The 19,351-nt window shown below is 74.2% G+C and carries 19 protein-coding genes; 7 read left to right on the top strand and 12 right to left on the bottom strand.

Annotated elements, in window-relative coordinates:
- Positions 1 to 13: 13 nt before the first annotated feature.
- Positions 14 to 973 carry a hypothetical protein gene (locus BLT39_RS15305; RefSeq protein WP_131801497.1) on the top strand — a complete coding sequence of 320 codons (960 nt, stop codon included), beginning with the start codon at positions 14 to 16 and terminating at the stop codon, positions 971 to 973.
- 16 nt (positions 974 to 989) lie between these two features.
- On the opposite strand, the gene BLT39_RS15300 is transcribed toward BLT39_RS15305, so the two are convergent.
- Entirely contained in the window at positions 990 to 1,805 is an 816-nt protein-coding gene (locus BLT39_RS15300) for a hypothetical protein (RefSeq protein WP_091065317.1), read from the bottom strand.
- Between the two features lie 32 nt (positions 1,806 to 1,837).
- The gene (locus BLT39_RS15295) at positions 1,838 to 2,158 is read right to left on the bottom strand and encodes a WhiB family transcriptional regulator (protein ID WP_242658457.1); all 321 of its coding nucleotides are present in this window, start codon (positions 2,156 to 2,158) and stop codon (positions 1,838 to 1,840) included.
- A 321-nt stretch (positions 2,159 to 2,479) separates the two neighbouring features.
- Between BLT39_RS15295 and cofD the strand changes: the two genes are divergently transcribed.
- Positions 2,480 to 3,430 (top strand): 2-phospho-L-lactate transferase, encoded by a 951-nt coding sequence (cofD, locus tag BLT39_RS15290; RefSeq protein ID WP_091065312.1) that lies wholly within the window; start codon positions 2,480 to 2,482, stop codon positions 3,428 to 3,430.
- Positions 3,414 to 4,487 (top strand): coenzyme F420-0:L-glutamate ligase, encoded by a 1,074-nt coding sequence (locus BLT39_RS15285; RefSeq protein ID WP_091065309.1) that lies wholly within the window; start codon positions 3,414 to 3,416, stop codon positions 4,485 to 4,487. Before cofD ends, BLT39_RS15285 begins: the two co-directional genes overlap by 17 nt.
- Here BLT39_RS15285 and rfbD read toward each other — a convergent pair.
- Positions 4,475 to 5,353 (bottom strand): dTDP-4-dehydrorhamnose reductase, encoded by an 879-nt coding sequence (gene rfbD / locus BLT39_RS15280; protein WP_091065306.1) that lies wholly within the window; start codon positions 5,351 to 5,353, stop codon positions 4,475 to 4,477. The two genes, BLT39_RS15285 and rfbD, sit on opposite strands and share 13 nt — an antisense overlap.
- Positions 5,350 to 6,345 (bottom strand): dTDP-glucose 4,6-dehydratase, encoded by a 996-nt coding sequence (rfbB, locus tag BLT39_RS15275; RefSeq protein WP_091066192.1) that lies wholly within the window; start codon positions 6,343 to 6,345, stop codon positions 5,350 to 5,352. The genes rfbD and rfbB overlap by 4 nt, the downstream gene beginning before the upstream one ends.
- 102 nt (positions 6,346 to 6,447) lie before the next feature.
- Between rfbB and rfbA the strand changes: the two genes are divergently transcribed.
- Both rfbA and BLT39_RS15265 read left to right on the top strand, forming a co-directional pair.
- A complete protein-coding gene (gene rfbA / locus BLT39_RS15270) occupies positions 6,448 to 7,308 on the top strand; it encodes a glucose-1-phosphate thymidylyltransferase RfbA (protein ID WP_091065303.1) in 861 nt (286 codons plus the stop codon).
- Positions 7,305 to 7,916 (top strand): dTDP-4-dehydrorhamnose 3,5-epimerase family protein, encoded by a 612-nt coding sequence (locus BLT39_RS15265; RefSeq protein ID WP_091065301.1) that lies wholly within the window; start codon positions 7,305 to 7,307, stop codon positions 7,914 to 7,916. The genes rfbA and BLT39_RS15265 overlap by 4 nt, the downstream gene beginning before the upstream one ends.
- A gap of 3 nt (positions 7,917 to 7,919) precedes the next feature.
- Here BLT39_RS15265 and BLT39_RS22755 read toward each other — a convergent pair whose 3' ends face one another.
- The 4 genes from BLT39_RS22755 to BLT39_RS15245 all read right to left on the bottom strand — a co-directional run bounded on the left by BLT39_RS22755 (position 7,920) and on the right by BLT39_RS15245 (position 12,321).
- Entirely contained in the window at positions 7,920 to 9,302 is a 1,383-nt protein-coding gene (locus tag BLT39_RS22755; protein WP_091065297.1) for a L,D-transpeptidase family protein, read from the bottom strand.
- Positions 9,303 to 9,375: 73 nt separating this feature from the next.
- On the bottom strand, positions 9,376 to 10,302 hold the full coding sequence (locus tag BLT39_RS15255; RefSeq protein WP_091065293.1) for a DNA-3-methyladenine glycosylase family protein: 927 nt from the start codon (positions 10,300 to 10,302) through the stop codon (positions 9,376 to 9,378).
- Between the two features lie 19 nt (positions 10,303 to 10,321).
- Positions 10,322 to 11,413 (bottom strand): mannose-1-phosphate guanylyltransferase, encoded by a 1,092-nt coding sequence (locus BLT39_RS15250; RefSeq protein WP_091065290.1) that lies wholly within the window; start codon positions 11,411 to 11,413, stop codon positions 10,322 to 10,324.
- Positions 11,410 to 12,321, bottom strand: a complete 912-nt coding sequence (locus BLT39_RS15245; protein ID WP_091065286.1) for a glycosyltransferase family 2 protein — start codon at positions 12,319 to 12,321, stop codon at positions 11,410 to 11,412. Before BLT39_RS15245 ends, BLT39_RS15250 begins: the two co-directional genes overlap by 4 nt.
- Positions 12,322 to 12,383: 62 nt before the next feature.
- Here BLT39_RS15245 and glf point away from each other — a divergent pair, with 62 nt between their 5' ends.
- Both glf and BLT39_RS15235 read left to right on the top strand, forming a co-directional pair.
- The gene (gene glf / locus BLT39_RS15240) at positions 12,384 to 13,571 is read left to right on the top strand and encodes a UDP-galactopyranose mutase (RefSeq protein WP_091065282.1); all 1,188 of its coding nucleotides are present in this window, start codon (positions 12,384 to 12,386) and stop codon (positions 13,569 to 13,571) included.
- 3 nt (positions 13,572 to 13,574) lie between these two features.
- Positions 13,575 to 15,515 (top strand): glycosyltransferase, encoded by a 1,941-nt coding sequence (locus tag BLT39_RS15235; protein ID WP_091065279.1) that lies wholly within the window; start codon positions 13,575 to 13,577, stop codon positions 15,513 to 15,515.
- On the opposite strand, the gene glfT1 is transcribed toward BLT39_RS15235, so the two are convergent.
- The 4 genes from glfT1 to BLT39_RS15215 form a co-directional block, all read right to left on the bottom strand.
- Entirely contained in the window at positions 15,502 to 16,398 is an 897-nt protein-coding gene (gene glfT1, locus BLT39_RS15230; protein WP_091065276.1) for a galactofuranosyltransferase GlfT1, read from the bottom strand. The genes BLT39_RS15235 and glfT1 overlap by 14 nt on opposite strands.
- Entirely contained in the window at positions 16,395 to 17,156 is a 762-nt protein-coding gene (gene wzt / locus BLT39_RS15225) for a galactan export ABC transporter ATP-binding subunit Wzt/RfbE (RefSeq protein WP_479723796.1), read from the bottom strand. The genes glfT1 and wzt overlap by 4 nt, the downstream gene beginning before the upstream one ends.
- 2 nt (positions 17,157 to 17,158) lie before the next feature.
- Positions 17,159 to 17,995, bottom strand: a complete 837-nt coding sequence (gene wzm / locus BLT39_RS15220) for a galactan export ABC transporter permease subunit Wzm/RfbD (protein ID WP_091066185.1) — start codon at positions 17,993 to 17,995, stop codon at positions 17,159 to 17,161.
- Positions 17,996 to 18,063: 68 nt separating this feature from the next.
- A partial coding sequence (locus BLT39_RS15215; protein WP_423221491.1) for an LGFP repeat-containing protein occupies positions 18,064 to 19,351 on the bottom strand: 1,288 nt, incomplete at its 5' end.

The raw sequence follows: 19,351 nt of genomic DNA, 5'->3' as shown, positions 1-19,351 counted from the left end.
CATGCTGTCGGGCGTGACGGAACGGGCACGGGGACGCCGCCGGCGGCGGTCGGGGGCGGCTGCACCGGAACCGGCGCCGCCCGTCCCACCGCGCCGCGAGCTCGACGACCTCCCCGGGTTCTTCGCCGCGCCCCCCGGCTCCCCCCGGACACCGCCCGCCGCGCCGGTGGCCCCCGGCGCGGTCGGCGGGCCGGCACCCACGAGCGGCGACGCGACCGGCGGCGGGGTCCACAGCTCGGACGACAGCACGGACGGCGGCAGGGACGGCGGCACGGCCCGCGGCGCGGACGGCGGGGCGGGCGGGCGCCGCCGGGTCGCCGTGGCCGGCGCCGCGGTGGTCGTGGTCGCCGCCGCGGCCGTCGCGGCCGCCGTCCTCGGCAGCGGCGGGGACACCACCCCCGCCGCCTCGACGCCGGGCACCGCGGGCGGGTCCACGGCGACCACGGCCCGGACCACCTCCGCGGCGCCCACGACGGCTGCGCCGCTGACCGCCGCGGCCGCCGGCGACCTGGCCGGCACCGACCTGGAGCCCGGCGGCGACGGGTTCACCGCCGAGGTCTCCTTCGGCGGGGTGGTCCTGGAGCCGCGGGCGGTCGGCGTCACCGTGGCCTACCCCCGGCTGCGGGTCTCCGACGACGGCGACCGCGCCCTGGCCCACGTCGAGCTCGAGGTCTGGAACTGCCTGGCCGACGCCCCGCCCGCCGACCCCGCCGCGGCCGACTGCCGCCGCGGCCTGGCCGAGTACGCCGACCTGCCCTCGCCCGACCTGCGGGCCACCCGCACCGACGACGGCGTGCAGCTGACGGGGTCCTTCCCGACCTACACCCGCCCCAACGGGTCCGCGCCGGTCTACACCGGGCGCAGCTACGCCCTCGAGGTCGAGGTGGCGGACCGCCGCGGCACGGTCACCGGCACCCTGCGGCTCGGCGACGGCGAGGCCGCCGCCCTGCCGGGCGCGACGCTGTCGGACTGAGCCCGGCGGCCCCGGGTCAGCGGCCCCGGGAGTCGGCCACCAGCGACACCCACGGCTGACCGGGCGCCTCGCGCAGGCCCGGGCCGAAGCCGAACCAGGGCCGCCGCACGCCGCCGTCGAGCAGCGTCAGCAGGCCGGCCCGCGCGCCGTCACCGGACGCGACGACGGCGTGCTCGACCACCCCGGCGGCCGCGTGCACCCGCACGAGGGCGCGCAGGTCGGCACGGCGGGTACCGGCGGGGCGGTGCTCGAGCAGGACCGGCAACCACCGCTCGAGCGCGGCCGGGTCCGTGGACCGGTGCACCGGCCCGACGTCGTCGAGGGCGTCGACCAGCGCCCGGCTGCGGGTGGTGCGGAACAGCGCACCGGTGCCCAGCCGGGCACCGAGCGCGGCCAGGACGGGGTCACCCAGCGGCAGGCCGGTGAGGGACAGCTCCCACGGGCCGCGGGTGTGCGCCAGCAGGTCGGCGATGCCGTCGGCGAGCAGCCCGGCCACGGCGGGGTCGGCGGCCGGCAGCCGGCGGGGGGCCGTCCCGGGCGGGCCGGGCGGGCCGCCGTCCCCGAGCAGCCGGACGGCGGTGACCCGGCGCCCGCGCCGCAGCACCGGCACCGACGACAGCAGGGCCGCCCCTGCGGGACGACCCTGCCGGTGCGCCTCGACGACCACGGCCCGGTGGCGCACCCGGGGGGCGGGGGCCGGCGCCGCGTGGAGCGCGGCGGCCAGCCAGGGCCCGCGGGCGGTGGTCGGTGTCGCTGGTCCTGCCAGGAGCGGGGCGGCGGCGCGGATCTCCCGCACCACCCTCGCCCGTCCTTCGGCCACCCGGGTGAACACCCGTCCATGGTGGCCCACGGCGGAGGTGGGGCTCAGACCGCCCGGCGGCGCAGGCGGCGCCGCTCACGCTCGGAGAGGCCGCCCCAGATGCCGAAGCGCTCGTCGTTGCCGAGGGCGTACTCGAGGCACTCGACCTTGACCTCGCACCCGGTGCAGATCTTCTTGGCCTCGCGGGTCGAGCCGCCCTTCTCCGGGAAGAACGCCTCGGGGTCGGTCTCGGCGCACAGGGCGCGCTCCTGCCACCCCTGGTCCTCGTCCTCCAGGCCGGAGGACCAGTTCAGCGCGCTGAACCCCGCCACGCCGCCGGCGCCGCCGCCGGCCGCGGCGGTCTGCTGCTGCTTGTACTCGCTCAACCACGACACCTCTGCCATGACGATGCGTCCCCTCTCGCCTTCGTCACAGTGCGTGATCATCGGGCCACTCCCGACGGCGCGCACTTGGTGACACCGATGGAATTACAGCCGTGTCGGTTGGGTGGGGTCAAGTCGAGCTCCCCGTCCCACCAGTCCCACCCGTCACAGCGGTCACGGAGGGTTCCGGAAGCGTCACGAAACCCGGAGACACGCCGCCCTCGTGAACAACTATTGCCTGCTCAACCCGGGGAGTTGGTCCAGATCATTCCGACACGGATCCGACCCCGAGAACGGGTCTTGCCATCAGGCACCATGGTGTGCATGCGGATCGTGGTCGTGGCCGGTGGCGTCGGGGGTGCCCGGTTCCTGCTCGGGGTGCGTGCCGCGGCCCCGGACGCCGACATCACGGCCGTGGTGAACACCGGCGACGACGTCACCCTGCACGGCCTGCGCATCTGCCCCGACCTCGACTCGGTGATGTATACGCTCGGTGACGGAATCGACCCGGTCCGGGGATGGGGCCGACGCGACGAGAGCTGGGTCGTGAAGGACGAACTGGCTGCCTACGGCGCCGAGCCGACCTGGTTCGGGCTCGGCGACCGCGACCTCGCGACCCACCTCGTGCGCACCCGGATGCTCGACGCCGGTTACCCCCTGTCGGAGGTCACGCTGGCCCTGGCGCAGCGCTGGCGGCCCGGGGTCACCCTGCTGCCGATGAGCGACCAGCGCGTCGAGACCCACGTCGTGGTGAGCGACCCCGACACCGGCCGGCAGCGGGCGATCCACTTCCAGGAGTGGTGGGTCCGCCACCGCGCGGCGCTGGACGCCTCCGCCTTCGTGCAGGTCGGGGTGGACGACGCCCGGCCGGCACCGGGCGTCGCCGAGGCCTTCGCCACCGCCGACGCCGTGCTGCTCGCGCCGTCCAACCCGGTGGTGTCGATCGGCACCGTGCTCGGCGTCCCCGGTCTGCGGGACGCCCTCCTCGCCTCCCCCGCCCGCGTGGTGGGCCTGTCCCCCGTCGTCGGCGGCGCACCGCTGCGCGGCATGGCCGACCGGTGCCTGCCCGCGATCGGGGTCGAGGTCAGCGCCGAGGGCGTCGGGCGGCACTACGGCGCGCGGTCCGACGGCGGCCTGCTGGACGCCTGGCTGGTGCACGACACCGACACCGCCGACGTCCCCGGCGTGGACGTCCGCCGGGTGCCGCTGCTCATGACCGACCCCCCGGCCACGCAGGCCATGGCGCAGGCGGCGTTGGATGCCGCACGTGGGTGAGCTGCCGCCGGGCCTGACGATCACGCCGGTCACCGGCCTGCCCGAGTTCGGGCCGGGCGACGACCTGGCCGGCGCCGTGGCGGGGGCCGCGCCGTGGCTGGCCGACGGCGACGTGCTGGTGGTGACCAGCAAGGTGGTCTCCAAGGTCGAGGGCACCCTGGTCACCGTCCCCCCGGGCGCCGACCGGGAGGCGGTCCGGCAGCGGGCGATCGACGCGCAGACCGTCCGGGTGGTCGCCCGCCGCGGCCCCCTGAAGATCGTCCAGACCCACCACGGGTGGGTGGTCGCCGCCGCCGGCATCGACGCCTCCAACACCGCCGGGGACACCCTGGTGCTGCTGCCCGAGGACGCCGACGCCTCGGCGCGCCGGCTGCGGTCCGCGCTGGCCGAGCTGCTGGGGGTGACCGTGGCCGTCGTGGTCAGCGACACCTTCGGCCGCACCTGGCGCGAGGGCCTCACCGACGTCGCGGTCGGGTCGGCCGGCATCCCCGCGCTGCTGGACCACCGCGGCGACGTCGACGCGCACGGCAACCGGCTGGAGACCACCCAGGTGGCGCTGGTCGACGAGCTCGCCGCAGCGGCCGACCTGGTGAAGGGCAAGCTCGCGGGGGTGCCGGTCGCCGTCGTCCGCGGCCTGTCGACCGCAGCGCCGGCCGAGGACACCGGCACCCGGCCGCTCGTGCGGCTGGGCCCGGGCGACCTGTTCGCGCTGGGCACCCGCGACCTGGTGCCCGACCGCACCGCGGCGGCCGGGGTCCTCCCCCGGCCGGGGGCGCGGGAGGCGGTGGCGGCGGCCTTCCGGGTGGCGGTCGCCGCGCTGCCGGAGTTCCCGGTGGTGTTCTCCTACGGGGGCGAGGAGGACGACGTCGTCGACGTGCACCTCACCGACGCCCCGACGCAGGCCACCGCGCTCTCGCTGGGCGCGCTGGTGGGCGCGGCGCTGGTGCAGCTGCACGCAGAGGGCTGGGCGACGCGGTGGGAACCGGTCGGCACCCCGGGCGGGTCCTCCCTGGTCGGGCGCATCCGGCTGGGTGCCCCGGCCGGTCAGTCCCGGTAGCCCTCGGTCATCGCCTCGTGCAGGGCCGCGCGCCAGTCCCGGCGGGCGGGCAGGCCCGCGGTGTCCCACGCGCTGCCGTCCAGCACGGAGAAGGCCGGTCGCGGCGCCGGGCGGACGAACGCCGCCGACGTGGTGGGCAGCACCCGGGCCGGGTCGGCACCGAGCTCGGCGAACACCGCCTGCGCCAAGCCGAACCAGCTGACCTGGCCGGCGTTCGTGCAGTGCAGCACCGGCGGGACCGGCCCCTCGGCGCGGCCCAGCGCGACCAGGCCGTCGGCGAGGTCGGCCGACCACGTCGGGGAGCCCACCTGGTCGGCCACCACCGACACGGTGTCCCGCGACCGCTCGAGCGCGGCCATGGTGCGCACGAAGTTGCCGCCGTGCCGGCCGTGCACCCACGCGGTGCGCACCACGGCGGCGTCCCCGCCGGCGGCCGCGACCGCCCGCTCCCCCGCCAGCTTGGTCCGGCCGTAGGCCGAGCGGGGCGCGGGGAGCGCGTCGACGGGGTAGGGCTCGGTGGCCGCGCCGTCGAAGACGTAGTCGGTGGACACGTGCACCAGCCGCCCCCGGCCGGCGAGCTCCTGCGCCAGCCAGCCCGGCGCGTGCCCGTTGACCACCAGCGCGGTGGCCTCGTCGTCCTCGGCGGCGTCCACCGCGGTGTAGGCCGCGGCGTTGACCACCACCGCCCGGTCCGCGGTCACCCCGGCCAGCCAGGACCGCACCGCACCGCGCACCGACGACTCGTCGGTCAGGTCGACCTCGGCCCGGCCCACGGCGGTGACGTCGTCGCCGGACCCGGCGAGGGCCAGCTGCAGGTCGTGCCCGAGCTGGCCACGGGACCCGGTGAGGAACCAGGCGGTGCTCACGCGCGGGCGGTGGCGGCCGCGGCCTTGAGCGGCTCCCACCAGGCGCGGTTGTCGCGGAACCACTGCACGGTCAGCGCCAGGCCGTCCTCGAAGGTCATCCGGGGCGCGTAGCCGAGCCCGGCGGTCTTGGAGTAGTCGACGGAGTAGCGCTTGTCGTGGCCGCCGCCCCGCGGGTCGACGATCTCCTCGACGTAGGACCAGTCGCGGCCGGTGGCGGCCAGCAGCTGCTCGGTGAGCTCGCGGTTGGACAGCTCGCGGCCCCCGCCGATGTTGTAGAACTCCCCCGGCGCGCCCTTCTCCACGACCAGCTGGATGCCGCGGCAGTGGTCGTCGACGAACAGCCAGTCGCGCACGTTCGCCCCGACCCCGTAGAGGGGCACCGTGTGCCCGTCGAGCAGGTTGGTGACGAACAGCGGGATGACCTTCTCGGGGAAGTGGTAGGGCCCGTAGTTGTTGCTGCACCGGGTGATGGAGATGTCCATCCCGTAGGTCTGCGCGTAGGCCCGGGCGATCAGGTCGCTGCCGGCCTTGGCCGCCGAGTACGGCGAGTTGGGCTCCAGGAGGTGGTCCTCGGTCCACGAGCCCTCGTCGATGGACCCGTAGACCTCGTCGGTGGACACGTGCACCACCCGGCGGACGCCGTGCCGCAGCGCGGCCTCGAACACCTGCTGGGCGCCGAGCACGTTGGTCAGCACGAACCCGGCGGCACCGGTGATCGACCGGTCCACGTGGGACTCGGCGGCGAAGTTGACCACCACGTCGTGGCCGGGCAGCGCCGCGTCGAGGTCGGCGGGCGAGCAGATGTCGCCGTGCACGAACCGGTAGCGGGGGCCGTCCGACACCGGGGCGAGGTTGGCCAGGTTGCCCGCGTAGGTCAGCTTGTCGAAGACCGTGACCTCGGCGTCCTCGTAGCCGGGGTAGCCACCCGACAGCATCGTCCGGACGTAGTGGGAGCCGATGAAGCCGGCACCGCCGGTGACGAGGACGCGCATGCCCAGGACGGTAACGGGGCGCAGGCCCTGGGCCGAGGACATCTCACCCGGACGGGCCAGGGGTCGGTCACACCCGGTCACCGGTGCCCTAGCGTCTGGCCAATGCGCGGCATCATCCTCGCCGGGGGCACCGGCAGCCGGCTCTTCCCCATCACGCAGGCGGTCAGCAAGCAGCTGATGCCGGTCTACGACAAGCCGATGGTCTACTACCCGCTCTCCACGCTGATGATGGCCGGGGTGCGCGAGGTGCTGGTCATCACCACCCCCGCCGACCAGGCCGCCTTCGAGCACCTGCTCGGCGACGGGTCGCGGCTGGGCATGCGGATCGAGTACGCGGTGCAGCCCCGGCCCGAGGGCCTGGCGCAGGCGTTCCTCATCGGCGCGGAGTTCATCGGCGACCAGTCGGTGGCCCTGGTGCTGGGCGACAACATCTTCTACGGCGCGGGCCTGGGCACGGCGCTGTCCCGGCTGCCCGACCCCGCGGGCGGGCACGTGTTCGCCTACCACGTGGCCGACCCGGCGGCCTACGGCGTGGTCGAGTTCGACGACGAGGGCCGGGTGCTCTCGATCGAGGAGAAGCCGGCCGCGCCGAAGAGCTCCTTCGCCGTCCCCGGCCTGTACTTCTACGCCGCCGACGTGGTCGACGTCGCCCGCTCGATCACCCCCAGCGCGCGCGGCGAGCTGGAGATCACCGCGGTCAACGAGCACTACCTGCGCGAGGGCCGCCTCACCGTCACCGCCCTGGACCGCGGCACGGCGTGGCTGGACACCGGCACCTTCGCCTCGCTGCGCCAGGCCACCGAGTTCGTCTCGGTGGTCGAGGAGCGGCAGGGCCTCAAGATCGGCTGCATCGAGGAGGTCGCCTGGCGCAACGGCTGGCTGGACGACGACGGCCTGCGGCGGGCGGCCGAGCCCCTGGGCAAGAGCGGCTACGGCGACTACCTGATGGGGCTGCTGGCGTGAACGTCCGCGAACTGGCCGTGCCCGACGCCTACGTGCTGGACCTGGTGCCCCACGGCGACAGCCGGGGCCGGTTCACCGAGTGGTACCGGGCCGACGTGCTGGCCGAGGCGGTCGGGCACCCGCTCACCCTGGCCCAGGCCAACCACTCCGTCTCCGCCCGCGGCGTGCTGCGCGGCGTGCACTTCGCCCTCGTGCCCCCCGGCCAGGCCAAGTACGTCTACTGCCCCAGCGGCCGGGTCCTGGACGTCGTCGTCGACGTCCGGGTCGACTCGCCCACCTTCGGCACCGTGGACGCCGTGGAGCTGGACAGCGAGCACCCCCGCGCGGTCTACCTCGCCGAGGGCCTCGGCCACGCCTTCGTCGCGCTGGAGGACCACACCTCGGTGACCTACCTGGTGTCGTCCGGGTACTCCCCCGGCCGCGAGTTCGGCGTGCACCCGATGGACCCCGACCTCGCGCTCCCCTGGCCGGCCGGCGTCGAGTTCGAGCTGTCGGCCAAGGACACCGCCGCGCCCACGCTGGCCGACGCCCGGGACCAGGGCCTGCTGCCGACGATGGCGCAGTGCACCGCCCGGTACGAGCAGCTGCGCGCGGCCGCCGCGCGCTGAGCCTCAGCGCGCGGCGATCGACACCAGGGGCCCGGCCGACGGGGTCAGCCAGCGGAGCAGGGTGGTGACCGTCGCCCGGTCGGTGGCCACGCACCCGGCCGTGGGCCGGCCGTTCGAGACGTGCAGGAAGAAGGCGGACCCCGCCCCGGGCACCGCCGGCCAGCGGTTGTAGTCGATGACCACCGCGTAGTCGTAGACCGACCCCTGGGCCCAGAGGTTCTCCCCCGCCCCCTCGCGGAACGGGCAGCTGCCGGGCGCGCACCGCGCGTAGGTGTTGTACGCCGGGCTGGCCGTGTCGGAGACCCACCAGTCGTTGCCGTCGATCTGGCGGTAGGGCAGCGGGGAGCCGGGGTTGACCGCGCGGCCGAAGGCCTCGGTCAGCGAGAAGGTGCCCGCCGGCGTCCGGGTGGCGGTCTCGCTGGCCGCGCCGACGCCCCCGGAGCCCACCGACGCCGTCACCGGTCCGACGACCGCGACCCAGCGGCCCCCGCGGACCTCCCACCCGGTGAGCGTCGCGGTGGTCGAGCCGGCCGACGGCGCGACCACCGTGACCACCTGCCACGACCGGCCGGTGTCGGCCGCGACCGGGAGCCCGGCCGGGGGCAGGTAGGTCCCGCGGCTGGCCGGCTGCGCGGTCTGCCCGGTGTCCCACCCGGTGCGCCAGGCCGCGGTGCCGTCGGCCCGGTAGAGCACCACGTTGCCGTCGTCCTGCACCGCGAGCCGGGTCGGGCCCTCGCGCCAGGTGCCGCTGTCCCACGCCGCCGACCCGTCGGCCCGGTAGGCCACCAGGTTGCCGTCGGTCTGCAGCCGCAGCGACGTCGCACCGTAGGAGCCGCTGGCGAACAACGGCCGCCCGTCCCGGGCGTACACCACCAGGTTGCCGTCGCGCTGCATGTCCAGGGAGTACCGGCCGTTCGCGCTGGTGATCCGCTGGCCCTGGAGCAGCTGCTGGTTGCCGGAGAGCTGGGTGCGGTCCCACCCGCTGGACCACAGGGCCGCCCCGTCGGCCCGGTAGACGACCAGGTTGCCGTCGTCCTGCAGCGCCAGCCGGGCGCCGGGGTTGCCCCACGTCCCGGTGTCCCAGAGCGGCCGCCCGTCGCTGCCGCGGACCACGGCGTTGCCGTCGGTCTGCACGTCCAGCCGCGCCCCGGGCCGGCCCCACGTCCAGCTGTGGAACAGCACCCGCGACCCGGGGGCCAGCACGACCAGGTTGCCGTCGGTCTGCATCTGCAGGCTGTAGCGGCCGTTCGGGGAGGTCACCGACGCCCCGGGGGCGAGGCCGCCGCCACCGGTCAGGTCGGCCGACGCCGCCGACGCCGGGGTCCAGGGCCAGAAGCCGACCACCACCAGCGCGAGCAGGATCGCGCACCACCTCGACCGCCGCACGACCGACCCCCCGTAGTCCGGCCGACGACGGTAGCCGGGCCGCGGCGTCCTGAGAAGGGTCGTGCCCCACCCGTCACAGGCGGCGGTGGTCGGTCGGGGCCATCCGCGGGCCGCGCTTCGGCGGCCGGGACCCGCCGACCTCCAGCAGCCGCACGACGCGCTGCCGGTGGCCGCGGAAGGGCTCCAGCAGCTCCAGCATCCCGGCGTCGTCGGTCTTCCGGCCCGCCAGCGACCAGCCGACCAGGTTCTTGAGGTGGTAGTCCCCGACGCTGACCTGGTCCGGGCAGCCGATCGCCCGCTGCGCCACCTCGGCCGCGGTCCACACGCCGATGCCGGGCACCGAGCGCAGCCGCCGGCGCAGGCCCTCGCAGTCGGTGTGGTCGTCGCACTCGAGCCGGGACGCCACGGAGGCGACGGCGAGCAGGGCGCGGCGGCGGGCGCCGTCCAGCCCGCAGCGGTGCCACTCCCAGTCGGTCACCGCGCGCACCCGCTGCGCCGACGGCACCACCCGCATGCCCGCCGGCGCCGGGCCGGGGGCGGGGTCACCCGCCAGCCGGAGCAGCTGCACGAAGGTGCGGTGCGCCTCGATGCCGGTCACCTTCTGCTCCAGCACCGCCGGCACGAGGGCATCCCACACCCGGCCGGTGCCGCCGATGCGCAGCCACGGCGAGGCCCGGTGCAGCCGCTGCACCAGCGGGTGCCGGTCGGCCGGGAAGTCCTCGGGCCGGTCCTCGGCGCCCAGCCACCGCGGGACCGCCTCCAGCGCCCACGCCGCACCCGGGCCCCAGGCCTGCGCCCGCACCAGCCCGCCGCGGGCGGTGAGCCGGACGGTGGCCGCGCCGTCGGGGGTCGTGGTGGTCCGCCAGGCCGCGCCGTCCTCGGCGTACTGCAGGGTCGGGTCGCTGTGCCCGTGCCGGTGCGGCGACAGCGCCCGGCGCACGTCCAGCGGCCAGTCGGCCTGCCAGGTCCGCTCCCGGGGGAGGACGGTCGCGGCGGTCACGGACCCGAGGGTAGGCGCCTCAGGCGTAGCGGCCGGGGAAGCGTTCCTCGGCCGCGGCCAGCAGCTGCTTGACCCGCTCGGCGTCCCCGACCGGGCAGACCATCGTCACGTCGGCGGTGTGCACCACGACGCTGTCGCGCACGCCGACGAGGGCGACCAGGTGGTCGGGGTCGTCGGAGAGGACGACGTTGCCGCTGCTGTCCAGGGCGACCACCGGCCCGCGGACGGCGTTGCCCGCGTCGTCGGTGTCCAGCGTGTGGGCCAGGGCGGGCCAGGAGCCGACGTCGAGCCAGTCGACGTCGAGGTCGACGACCAGCACCCGGCCGGGCTCGGTGGCCGCGGGCTCGAGCACCGCGTAGTCGACGCTGATCTTCGGCAGCGTCGGGAACACCTCGGCCAGCGCGGCCGCGCGGTCCTGCGCGGCGACGATGCGGGCCAGGCCGTCGGCGGACTCCGGCAGGTGGTCGCGCAGCGCGTCGAGCACGGTCTGGGCCCGCCAGACGAACATGCCGGAGTTCCAGAGGTACTCCCCCGAGTCCAGGTAGCCCTGGGCCGTCGCGAGGTCCGGCTTCTCCCGGAAGGACGCCGCCTCGGCCGCACCGGCGACCTCGGTCGGCGCGCCCTTCTGCACGTAGCCGAACCCGGTGGCCGGCGACGTCGGCGTGATGCCGAGGGTCACCAGCGACCGGGGCCGGACGGCGAGGCAGTCGTAGGCGGTGCGCAGCGCGTCGGCGAACCGCTCGACGGGCCGGATGACGTGGTCGGCCGACACCACGGCGAGCTCGGCGTCCGGGTCGGCGTCGGCGACCAGCGCGGCGGCCAGGCCGACGGCGTTGGCCGTGTCGCGGGCCACCGGCTCCAGGATCAGCCGGTCGGCGCCGAGCTCGGGCAGCGCCGCGCGCACGGCGTCCCCGTAGCGGGCGGCGGTGCACACCCAGATCTGCTCGGTGGGCAGCACGGCCTGCAACCGGGTGAACGCCTCGGCCAGCAGGCTGTGCGCGCCCCCGCCCTCCTCGGCGACGACGTCCAGGAGCTGCTTGGGCCGGGCGGAGCGCGAGAGGGGCCACAGCCGCGTCCCGGAGCCGCCGGCCATGATCACCGCGTGCCTCATGGGGCACCATCCTGCAGGTCGGCCGCACCGCGCTGGAAACGCGCCCCGGCGGCGACCTGCCCGCTGACGTAGGACAGCAGCATCCGGCCCCCCAGCCCGGCGCGCAGCGCCAGCCGCAGCGGCGCGTGCACCGGCCCGGGGTAGCGGCGGGAGAGGTAGCGCAGCGCGCTGGTGTGGTGCACCCGGGCCATCCGGTGCGGCTGGCGCCGGGTGGCGTGCCCGCCCTCGTGGACCACCACCGCCGACGGCGCGTAGACGTTGAGGTAGCCCGCCCGGCCCAGCCGCTCGCCCAGGTCGACGTCCTCGAAGTACATGAAGTAGCCCGGGTCGAAGCCACCGACCGCGCGGAAGGCCTCCAGGTCGACCAGGAAGCACGACCCGGACAGCCAGCCCGCGGTGCGCTCGCGCGGCGCCTCGCGCTCGCGGCGGTAGCGCGCCGTCCAGGGGTTGGCCGGCCAGACCCAGCCCAGCGCCGCGTGCCCGGCGCCGGTGGACAGCCGCGGCAGGTCGCGCGCCGAGGGGTAGAGCTCGCCGTCCGGCGTGCGGATGGCCGGGCCCACCGCGCCGGCGCGGGGCCAGCGCGCGGCCACCAAGAGCAGCTCGTCGACCGAGCCGGGCTCCAGCACGACGTCGGGGTTGGCCACCAGCGCCCAGCGGCCCGGTGCGCCGGCCAGCCCCGCGTCGACCGCGGCCCCGTAGCCCACGTTGCCGCCGGTGCGCAGCACCCGCACGTGCTCGTGGGCGGCCGCGGCGGCCTCCGGGGCACCGTCGGTGGACCCGTTGTCGGCCAGCACGACCTCCACCGGGCGGGTCGTGGCCGCCCCCACCGAGGCCACGAAGGACTCCACGGAGTCCCCCGGCGAGTAGGTCACCGCGACCACGCGCAGCCGGTCACCAGCAGCATCCACACCCCGACCCTAGGGCCGGGCACGACCCCTCCGTCGTCCGCGCAACGGTATCGTCGCCAACCGTGACCTCAGGAAGCCCAGACCTCGTCATCGTCGGCTCCGGCTTCTTCGGCCTCACCGTGGCCGAACGCGTCGCCACGCAGCTGGACAAGAAGGTCCTGGTGCTGGACCGCCGCGACCACATCGGCGGCAACGCCTACTCCGAGGCCGAGCCCGAGACCGGCATCGAGGTGCACCGCTACGGCGCCCACCTGTTCCACACCTCGAACAAGCGGGTCTGGGACTACGTCAACCAGTTCACCGACTTCACCGGCTACGTGCACCGGGTCTTCTCCGTCCACGACGGCAAGACCTACTCGCTGCCGATGAACCTGGCCACGCTGGGCGAGTTCTTCGGCCGCAGCTTCACCCCGACCGAGGCCCGCGAGCTGGTCGCCGAGCAGTCCGGCGAGATCGACACGGCGGAGGCGGCCAACCTCGAGGAGAAGGCGATCTCCCTGATCGGGCGCCCGCTCTACGAGGCCTTCATCAAGGGCTACACCAAGAAGCAGTGGCAGACCGACCCCACCGAGCTGCCGGCCGCCGTCATCGCCCGCCTCCCGGTCCGCTACACCTTCGACAACCGGTACTTCAACGACACCTACGAGGGCCTGCCGGTCGACGGCTACACCGCGTGGCTGCAGAAGATGGCCGACCACCCCAACATCGAGGTCCGGCTGTCCACCGACTGGTTCGACGTGCGGGACACCCTGCCCGCCGACGTCCCCACGGTCTTCACCGGCCCGATCGACAAGTACTTCGACTACGCCGCCGGCGAGCTCGGCTGGCGCACCCTGGACTTCGAGACCGAGGTCCTGCCGATCGGTGACTTCCAGGGCACCTCGGTGATGAACTACGCCGACGAGGACGTGCCCTACACCCGGATCCACGAGTTCCGGCACTTCCACCCGGAGCGGGACTACCCGACCGACAAGACCGTCGTCGTCCGCGAGTACTCGCGCAACGCGGTCGCCGGCGACGAGCCGTACTACCCGGTCAACACGCCCGAGGACCGGGCCAAGCTCGAGACCTACCGGGAGCTGGCCAAGAAGGAGGCCGCCGAGAAGCGGGTCCTCTTCGGCGGGCGCCTGGGCACCTACAAGTACCTGGACATGCACATGGCCATCGGGTCCGCCCTGAGCATGTTCGACAACCGGATCCGCCCCTTCTTCGACCAGGGCACGTCGCTCGACGGCCGCCTGGAGGACTGAACCGTGACCAGCACCCAGGACCAGGGGGTCTCCCCCGAGCGCGTGGCCGAGCCCCAGGCCGACGACCTGGCCACCAGCAAGGCCGTCACCCTGCTGCAGCGGGTGATCCTGCCGCGCCCCGGTGACCCGTCCAAGGTCCGCTCGCTCTACCTCGACGAGGGCAAGGCCAAGCGGGTCCGCTCCTCGGGCCGCGAGGTGGCGACCATCGCGGCGGGCAACGAGGTCTCCTTCGCCGCCTACTTCAACGCCTTCCCGGCCTCCTACTGGCGCCGCTGGACCGTGCTGGGCTCCGTGGTGCTCAAGCTGCAGGTCTCCGGCCCCGGCCGGGTCGACGTCTACCGGTCCAAGGCCGACGGCAGCATCATCCACGTCACCGGCACCACCACCAAGGGCGACGACCGCACCGTCGAGTTCGACCTGGACCTGACCCCGTTCGAGGACGGCGGCTGGTACTGGTTCGACGTCACCGCCGACGACGGCACGCTCACCGTGCAGCGGGCCGGCTGGTGGGCCCCCGAGGCCCCGGCCCACGAGACCCGGCTCAGCGTCGGCATCTGCACCTTCAACCGGCCGACCGACTGCGTCGCCGCGCTGGAGGCCCTCGCCTCCGACGAGGTCGTCGCCGACCTCATCGACACCGTCGTGGTGGCCGACCAGGGCAACAAGAAGGTCCGCGACGCCGCCCGCTTCGGCGCGGTCGAGGACGCCCTGGGGTCCAAGCTGCGCCTGGTCGAGCAGCCCAACCTCGGGGGCAGCGGCGGGTTCTCGCGGACGATGTACGAGATGCTGCAGACGCAGGCGACCCACCACATCCTGCTCGACGACGACGTCCAGCTCGAGCCCGACAGCATCGCCCGGCTGTTCGCCTTCGCCCGCTACGCCAAGCGCCCGATGCTCGTCGGCGGCCAGATGCTGGCCCTGCAGGACCGCTCGGTGCTGCACACCATGGGCGAGGTCGTCGCGCGCGACAAGTTCTTCTGGCGGGCCGCGCCCAACACCGAGTACGCCCACGACTTCGCCAAGAAGTCGCTGCGCCGGTCGCCGGACCTGCACCGCCGGATCGACGTCGACTACACCGGCTGGTGGATGTGCCTCATCCCGCGCGAGGTCGTCGAGCGCACCGGGCTGGCCCTCCCGCTGTTCATCAAGTGGGACGACGCCGAGTACGGCATCCGTGCCGGGGAGAACGGGTACCCGACCGCGACCCTGCCCGGGGTCGCCGTGTGGCACCTGTCCTGGAGCGACAAGGACGACACCGCCGGCTGGCAGGCCTACTTCCACACCCGCAACCGGCTGGTGGCCGCGGCGCTGCACACCCCCTACAAGCGCGGCGGGAAGCTGCTGCAGGACACCTTCAAGTTCGACCTGAAGTTCCTGATCATGCTGCAGTACGCGACCGCGTCGCTGCACCACCGCGCCTACGAGGACTTCCTCGCCGGCCCGGAGCGGCTGTTCCCGATCCTGCCGACGGCGCTGCCGGTGGCCCTGGAGCACCAGGGCGACTACCCCGACGGCCAGATCATCCCGTCCTCCAGCGACCTCCCCCTGCCGTCGATGGGCGCCATCAAGGCCGAGCGGTTCATGAAGCCCCCGACGACGCCGGTGACGATCGGCCGCACCCTCGGCGCGGCGCTCGTGCACAACCTGCGGCCGGCCAAGCCGCAGGCCCAGGACGTGCCCGAGATGAACATCGCCGCGCAGGACGCCCGCTGGTTCTTGCTCTCCCGGCTGGACAGCGCCACCGTCGGCACCGCCGACGGCCGCGGCGTGACCTTCCGCCGACGGGAGCCGGACACGTTCTGGCGCATGCTGCGGCACTCGGTCCGCACGCACGTGACCCTCTACCGGGAGTTCCCCCGGTTGAGCGCCCAGTACCGCGCGCACCTGGAGCAGCTGACCTCGCCCGCGAGCTGGGCGAAGGCCTTCGAGGTCACGGACGCCTGAAGCGTTCGCGCCGCCCGGCGCGGGTGAGCGAGAGCCACTCGCGCCAGGCGGCGGCGTCGCGGCGGTGCACCAGGAAGAACCAGCCGAAGCGGAGGAACTCCAGCGGGAGCAGCCACCGCATGCCCGGCTGGGCCATGAGGTAGCCGCGGTTGCGGTAGGTGAAGTACCGCTTGACCGGGTTCGCCGGGTACTGCGCGGACAGCCGGCCGCCGAGGATGGGCTCGAACTCCGTCGTCCCCTCGGGGTGCAGGTAGGCGGTCGCGGTGGCGGTGCCGAAGCGCAGACCGCTGCGGACCAGCCGCCGGTGGATCTCGGTCTCGTCGCCCCGGAAGAACAGCCGCAGGTCGGGGACGCCGACGGCCTCGATGGCCCGGGCGCTGAACAGCGCGCCGTTGAACAGCGACGCGTAGCCGGGGATCAGGTCGGTGTCGGCGAAGTCCGACCGCCGCCGCCGCCAGCGCAGCCCGCGGCGCAGCGGGAAGGCCAGCCGGTCGGGGTCGGCGAGGTCGGCGACCAGCGGCGAGACCTCGGCCAGGTCGTGCTCGGCGGCGGTCGCCAGCAGCGTGGCCAGCACCCGGGAGTCGGCGGGCCGGCCGTCGTCGTCGGCGCACCACACCCAGTCGGCCCCGAGCGCGAGCGCGTGCAGCATGCCCAGGGCGAACCCGCCCGCCCCGCCGAGGTTGCGCTCGCTGAGCAGGTAGGTGTGCGGCAGCCCGCTCGCCTCGACCACCGCCCGGGCCGGCGCCTCGGGGCCGTTGTCGACCACCACGACGTGGTCGACCGGGTGGTCCTGGGCGGCGAGCGCGGCCAGGCTGTGCCCCAGCAGCTCGGTCCGCTGACGGGTCACGACGACGGCCACGACCCGCCCCGGGGCGGTCGTCACCCGCCTGCGCCCTTGTAGGCCCGCAGCACGTCCTCCAGGGGCCCCTGCTGCTTGATCTGGCCGTGCTCCATCCACAGCGCGGTGTCGCACAGCTCGCGGAGGAACTCGTCGGAGTGCGAGGCGAACACCAGCAGGCCCGAGCGCTCGACGAGCTCGGACAGCCGCTTCTTGCTCTTCTCCAGGAACGCCGCGTCCACCGCGCCGATGCCTTCGTCCAGCAGCAGGATCTCCGGGTCGATGCTGGTGACCACGCCCAGCGCCAACCGCACGCGCATGCCGGTGGAGTAGGTCCGCAGCGGCATCCGGAGGAAGTCCCCGAGCTCGGTGAAGTCGGCGATGTCGTCGACCCGGCTCTCCATCTGCTTGCGGGTCATGCCGAGGAACAGGCCCCGGATCATGATGTTCTCCAGGCCCGAGATCTCCGGGTCCATGCCGACGCCGAGGTCGAACACCGGGGCGACCCGGCCGTTGATGGCGGCCCGGCCCCGCGTGGGCTCGTAGATCCCCGACAGCAGCCGCAGCAGGGTGGACTTGCCCGCCCCGTTGTGCCCCACCAGGCCGACGCGGGCGCCGTGCTCGAGGTGCAGGGTGATGTCCTTGAGCGCCTCGATGATCGGCACCTTGGCGCCGCTGTCGATGTTCCCGCCGACCAGGCCGGCCACGGTCTTCTTCAGCGACCTGCTCTTGGCGTCGAAGATGGGGAAGTCCACGCAGGCACCCTCGGTGCTGATGCTGACGTGGCGGGCTGTCTCGGTCACGGTCACACCCAGTAGGAGACGCGGGAGCGGAAGCGGCGCAGCACGAGCATCGTCAGCGCCCAGCCGACGACCGTGATGACCAGGACGACCACCCAGTTGGTCAGGTTCTGCGGCTCGCCGAGCATGGGCCGCCGGATGATCTCCACGAAGTGGAGGAAGGGGTTGAGCTCGGCCAGCCGGGCGCGCTCGGCCACCGCCGGGTTGGGGCTGTTGAGCAGGTCGTCGTAGATCCACACGATGGGCGTGAGGAAGAACGACAGCTGCACGATCGACTGCGTGATGGGGGTCAGGTCCCGGAACCGCGTGGTGATGATGCCGAGCAGCAGCGCGACCCAGGCCCCGTTGACCGCCAGGAGTAGGAAGGCCGGGACCGCCGTCAGGTCGGTCCACCGCAGCGGCTGCGGGAAGATCACCAGCATGACCACGTAGACGACGAGGTTGTGCAGGAAGAACAGGCTCTGCCGCCACACCAGGCGGTACACGTGCACGCTCAGCGGGGCCGGGAGGTGCTTGATCAGGCCCTCGTTGGCGATGAACACCTCGGCGCCCTCGCCGATGCAGCCGCTGATGAAGCCCCAGACGATGAAGCCGACCAGGATGTAGGGCAGCTGGACCGACAGGTCGTTGTTGAACAACCCCGCGTAGAGGATGCCCAGCGCGACCGCGGTGACGGCCATCGTGATGGAGATCCAGATGGGCCCGAGCACCGACCGGCGGTAGCGCTGGCGGATGTCCTGCCAGCCCAGGTGCCCCCACAGCTCGCGCTGCTTCCAGCCGTCGGCGAGGTCGTCGAGGGCTGCCTTCCACGGCCGCTTCTGTCCCACGGCGACGGAGCTCATGCCGGTGACGCTACCCACGGCACCGCCGGGGGCGCCGGAGCCCCCGGCGGGTCCGCCCGCGACCGTCGTCACGACGTGGTGACCGTGATGGCGCCGGTGGTGAGGTTGCAGGTGATCGAGCCGCGCTGGAAGTCGCTGCGCGCCACGTTCCCCGACCGGTACTCGTTGCTCACCGGCAACCCCAGCGACGACGCCGGCCCCCCCAGCTGCAGGTACCGCGCCAAGATCGACCCGTGCACCTCCCGGGCACCGGTGGCACCCGAGGAGTACACCCGACCACCCTGGAACCGCTGCAGCACCGCACCGGGCACCCCCGCCGACTCCTCGTCACCCAGCGGGTACCCCAGGAAACCGGCCTCGGCGTTCGTCGCCGACCACGTCCCCCGGATCCACCCCCGCACCTGCCAGGCACCACTGGCCGGGGAGTAGTAGATCGCCGCACCGCTGGAGAACACGCTCGCCCGACCGAACCCGTCGGGCATCGTCAGCTCATCGGTCACCGGCACACCCACCGAGGAGGCCAACCCACCCAACGCCGTGTACTCGTCCTCGATCAACCCACGCACCTCCCGCGCACCGGTCGAGGGCGAGGAGAACACCAACCCGTTGGCGAAGGTCTGGAACACCCCCACCCCACCCGGCGCCGGCTGCTCGTCCGAGGTCGGGTACCCCAACCCACCACCGGGCCCACCGTTGGCCAACCACCGGTCCCGGATCCACCCGTGCACCTCGAAGGCACCCGTCCCCGACGACCAGTACACCGACCCACCGGAGAACGCAGCCACCTGCCCACCACCGGGCGCCGACCGCTGATCAGCGGTCGGGTAACCCAGGAACGACCCGGCACCACCCAACGCCGACCACTTCACCGCCAACGCACCACGCACGTCATGGGCACCGGTGGACGGCGAGGACACCACCACCCCGTTCGAGAACTGGTTGTACACACCCACCCCGTCCCCCACCGGCAGCTCGTCCGACACCGGGAAACCCACCGCCGCCGAACCAGCACCCAACGCCAGCCACCGCGCACCGATCCACCCGTGCACCTCGTGCGCACCCGTCGACGGCGTGGAGAACACCGCCCCACCCACGAACGTGTTGTACACACCATCCGCCGTCCGGACCTCGTCCGACGTCGGGAAACCCAACGCCCCCGACACCCCACCCATCGCCGTCCACTTGTCCAGCACCCACCCGTGCACCTCGTGCGCACCCGTGGCCGCCGAACTGAACACCATCCCGCCCTGGAACGACTGCGACACCCCACCGGGCACCGCCACCTCGTCCGACGTCGGGAACCCCAGCACCGAGGACTCACCACCCAACCCCGTGTACTTCCCCAGCACCCACCCC

The organism is Klenkia brasiliensis (assembly GCF_900100695.1).
GTDB classification, from domain to species: domain Bacteria; phylum Actinomycetota; class Actinomycetes; order Mycobacteriales; family Geodermatophilaceae; genus Klenkia; species Klenkia brasiliensis.
Note: the sequence above shows the minus strand (reverse complement) of the source record. Positions and strands in the feature narration are given on the sequence as shown.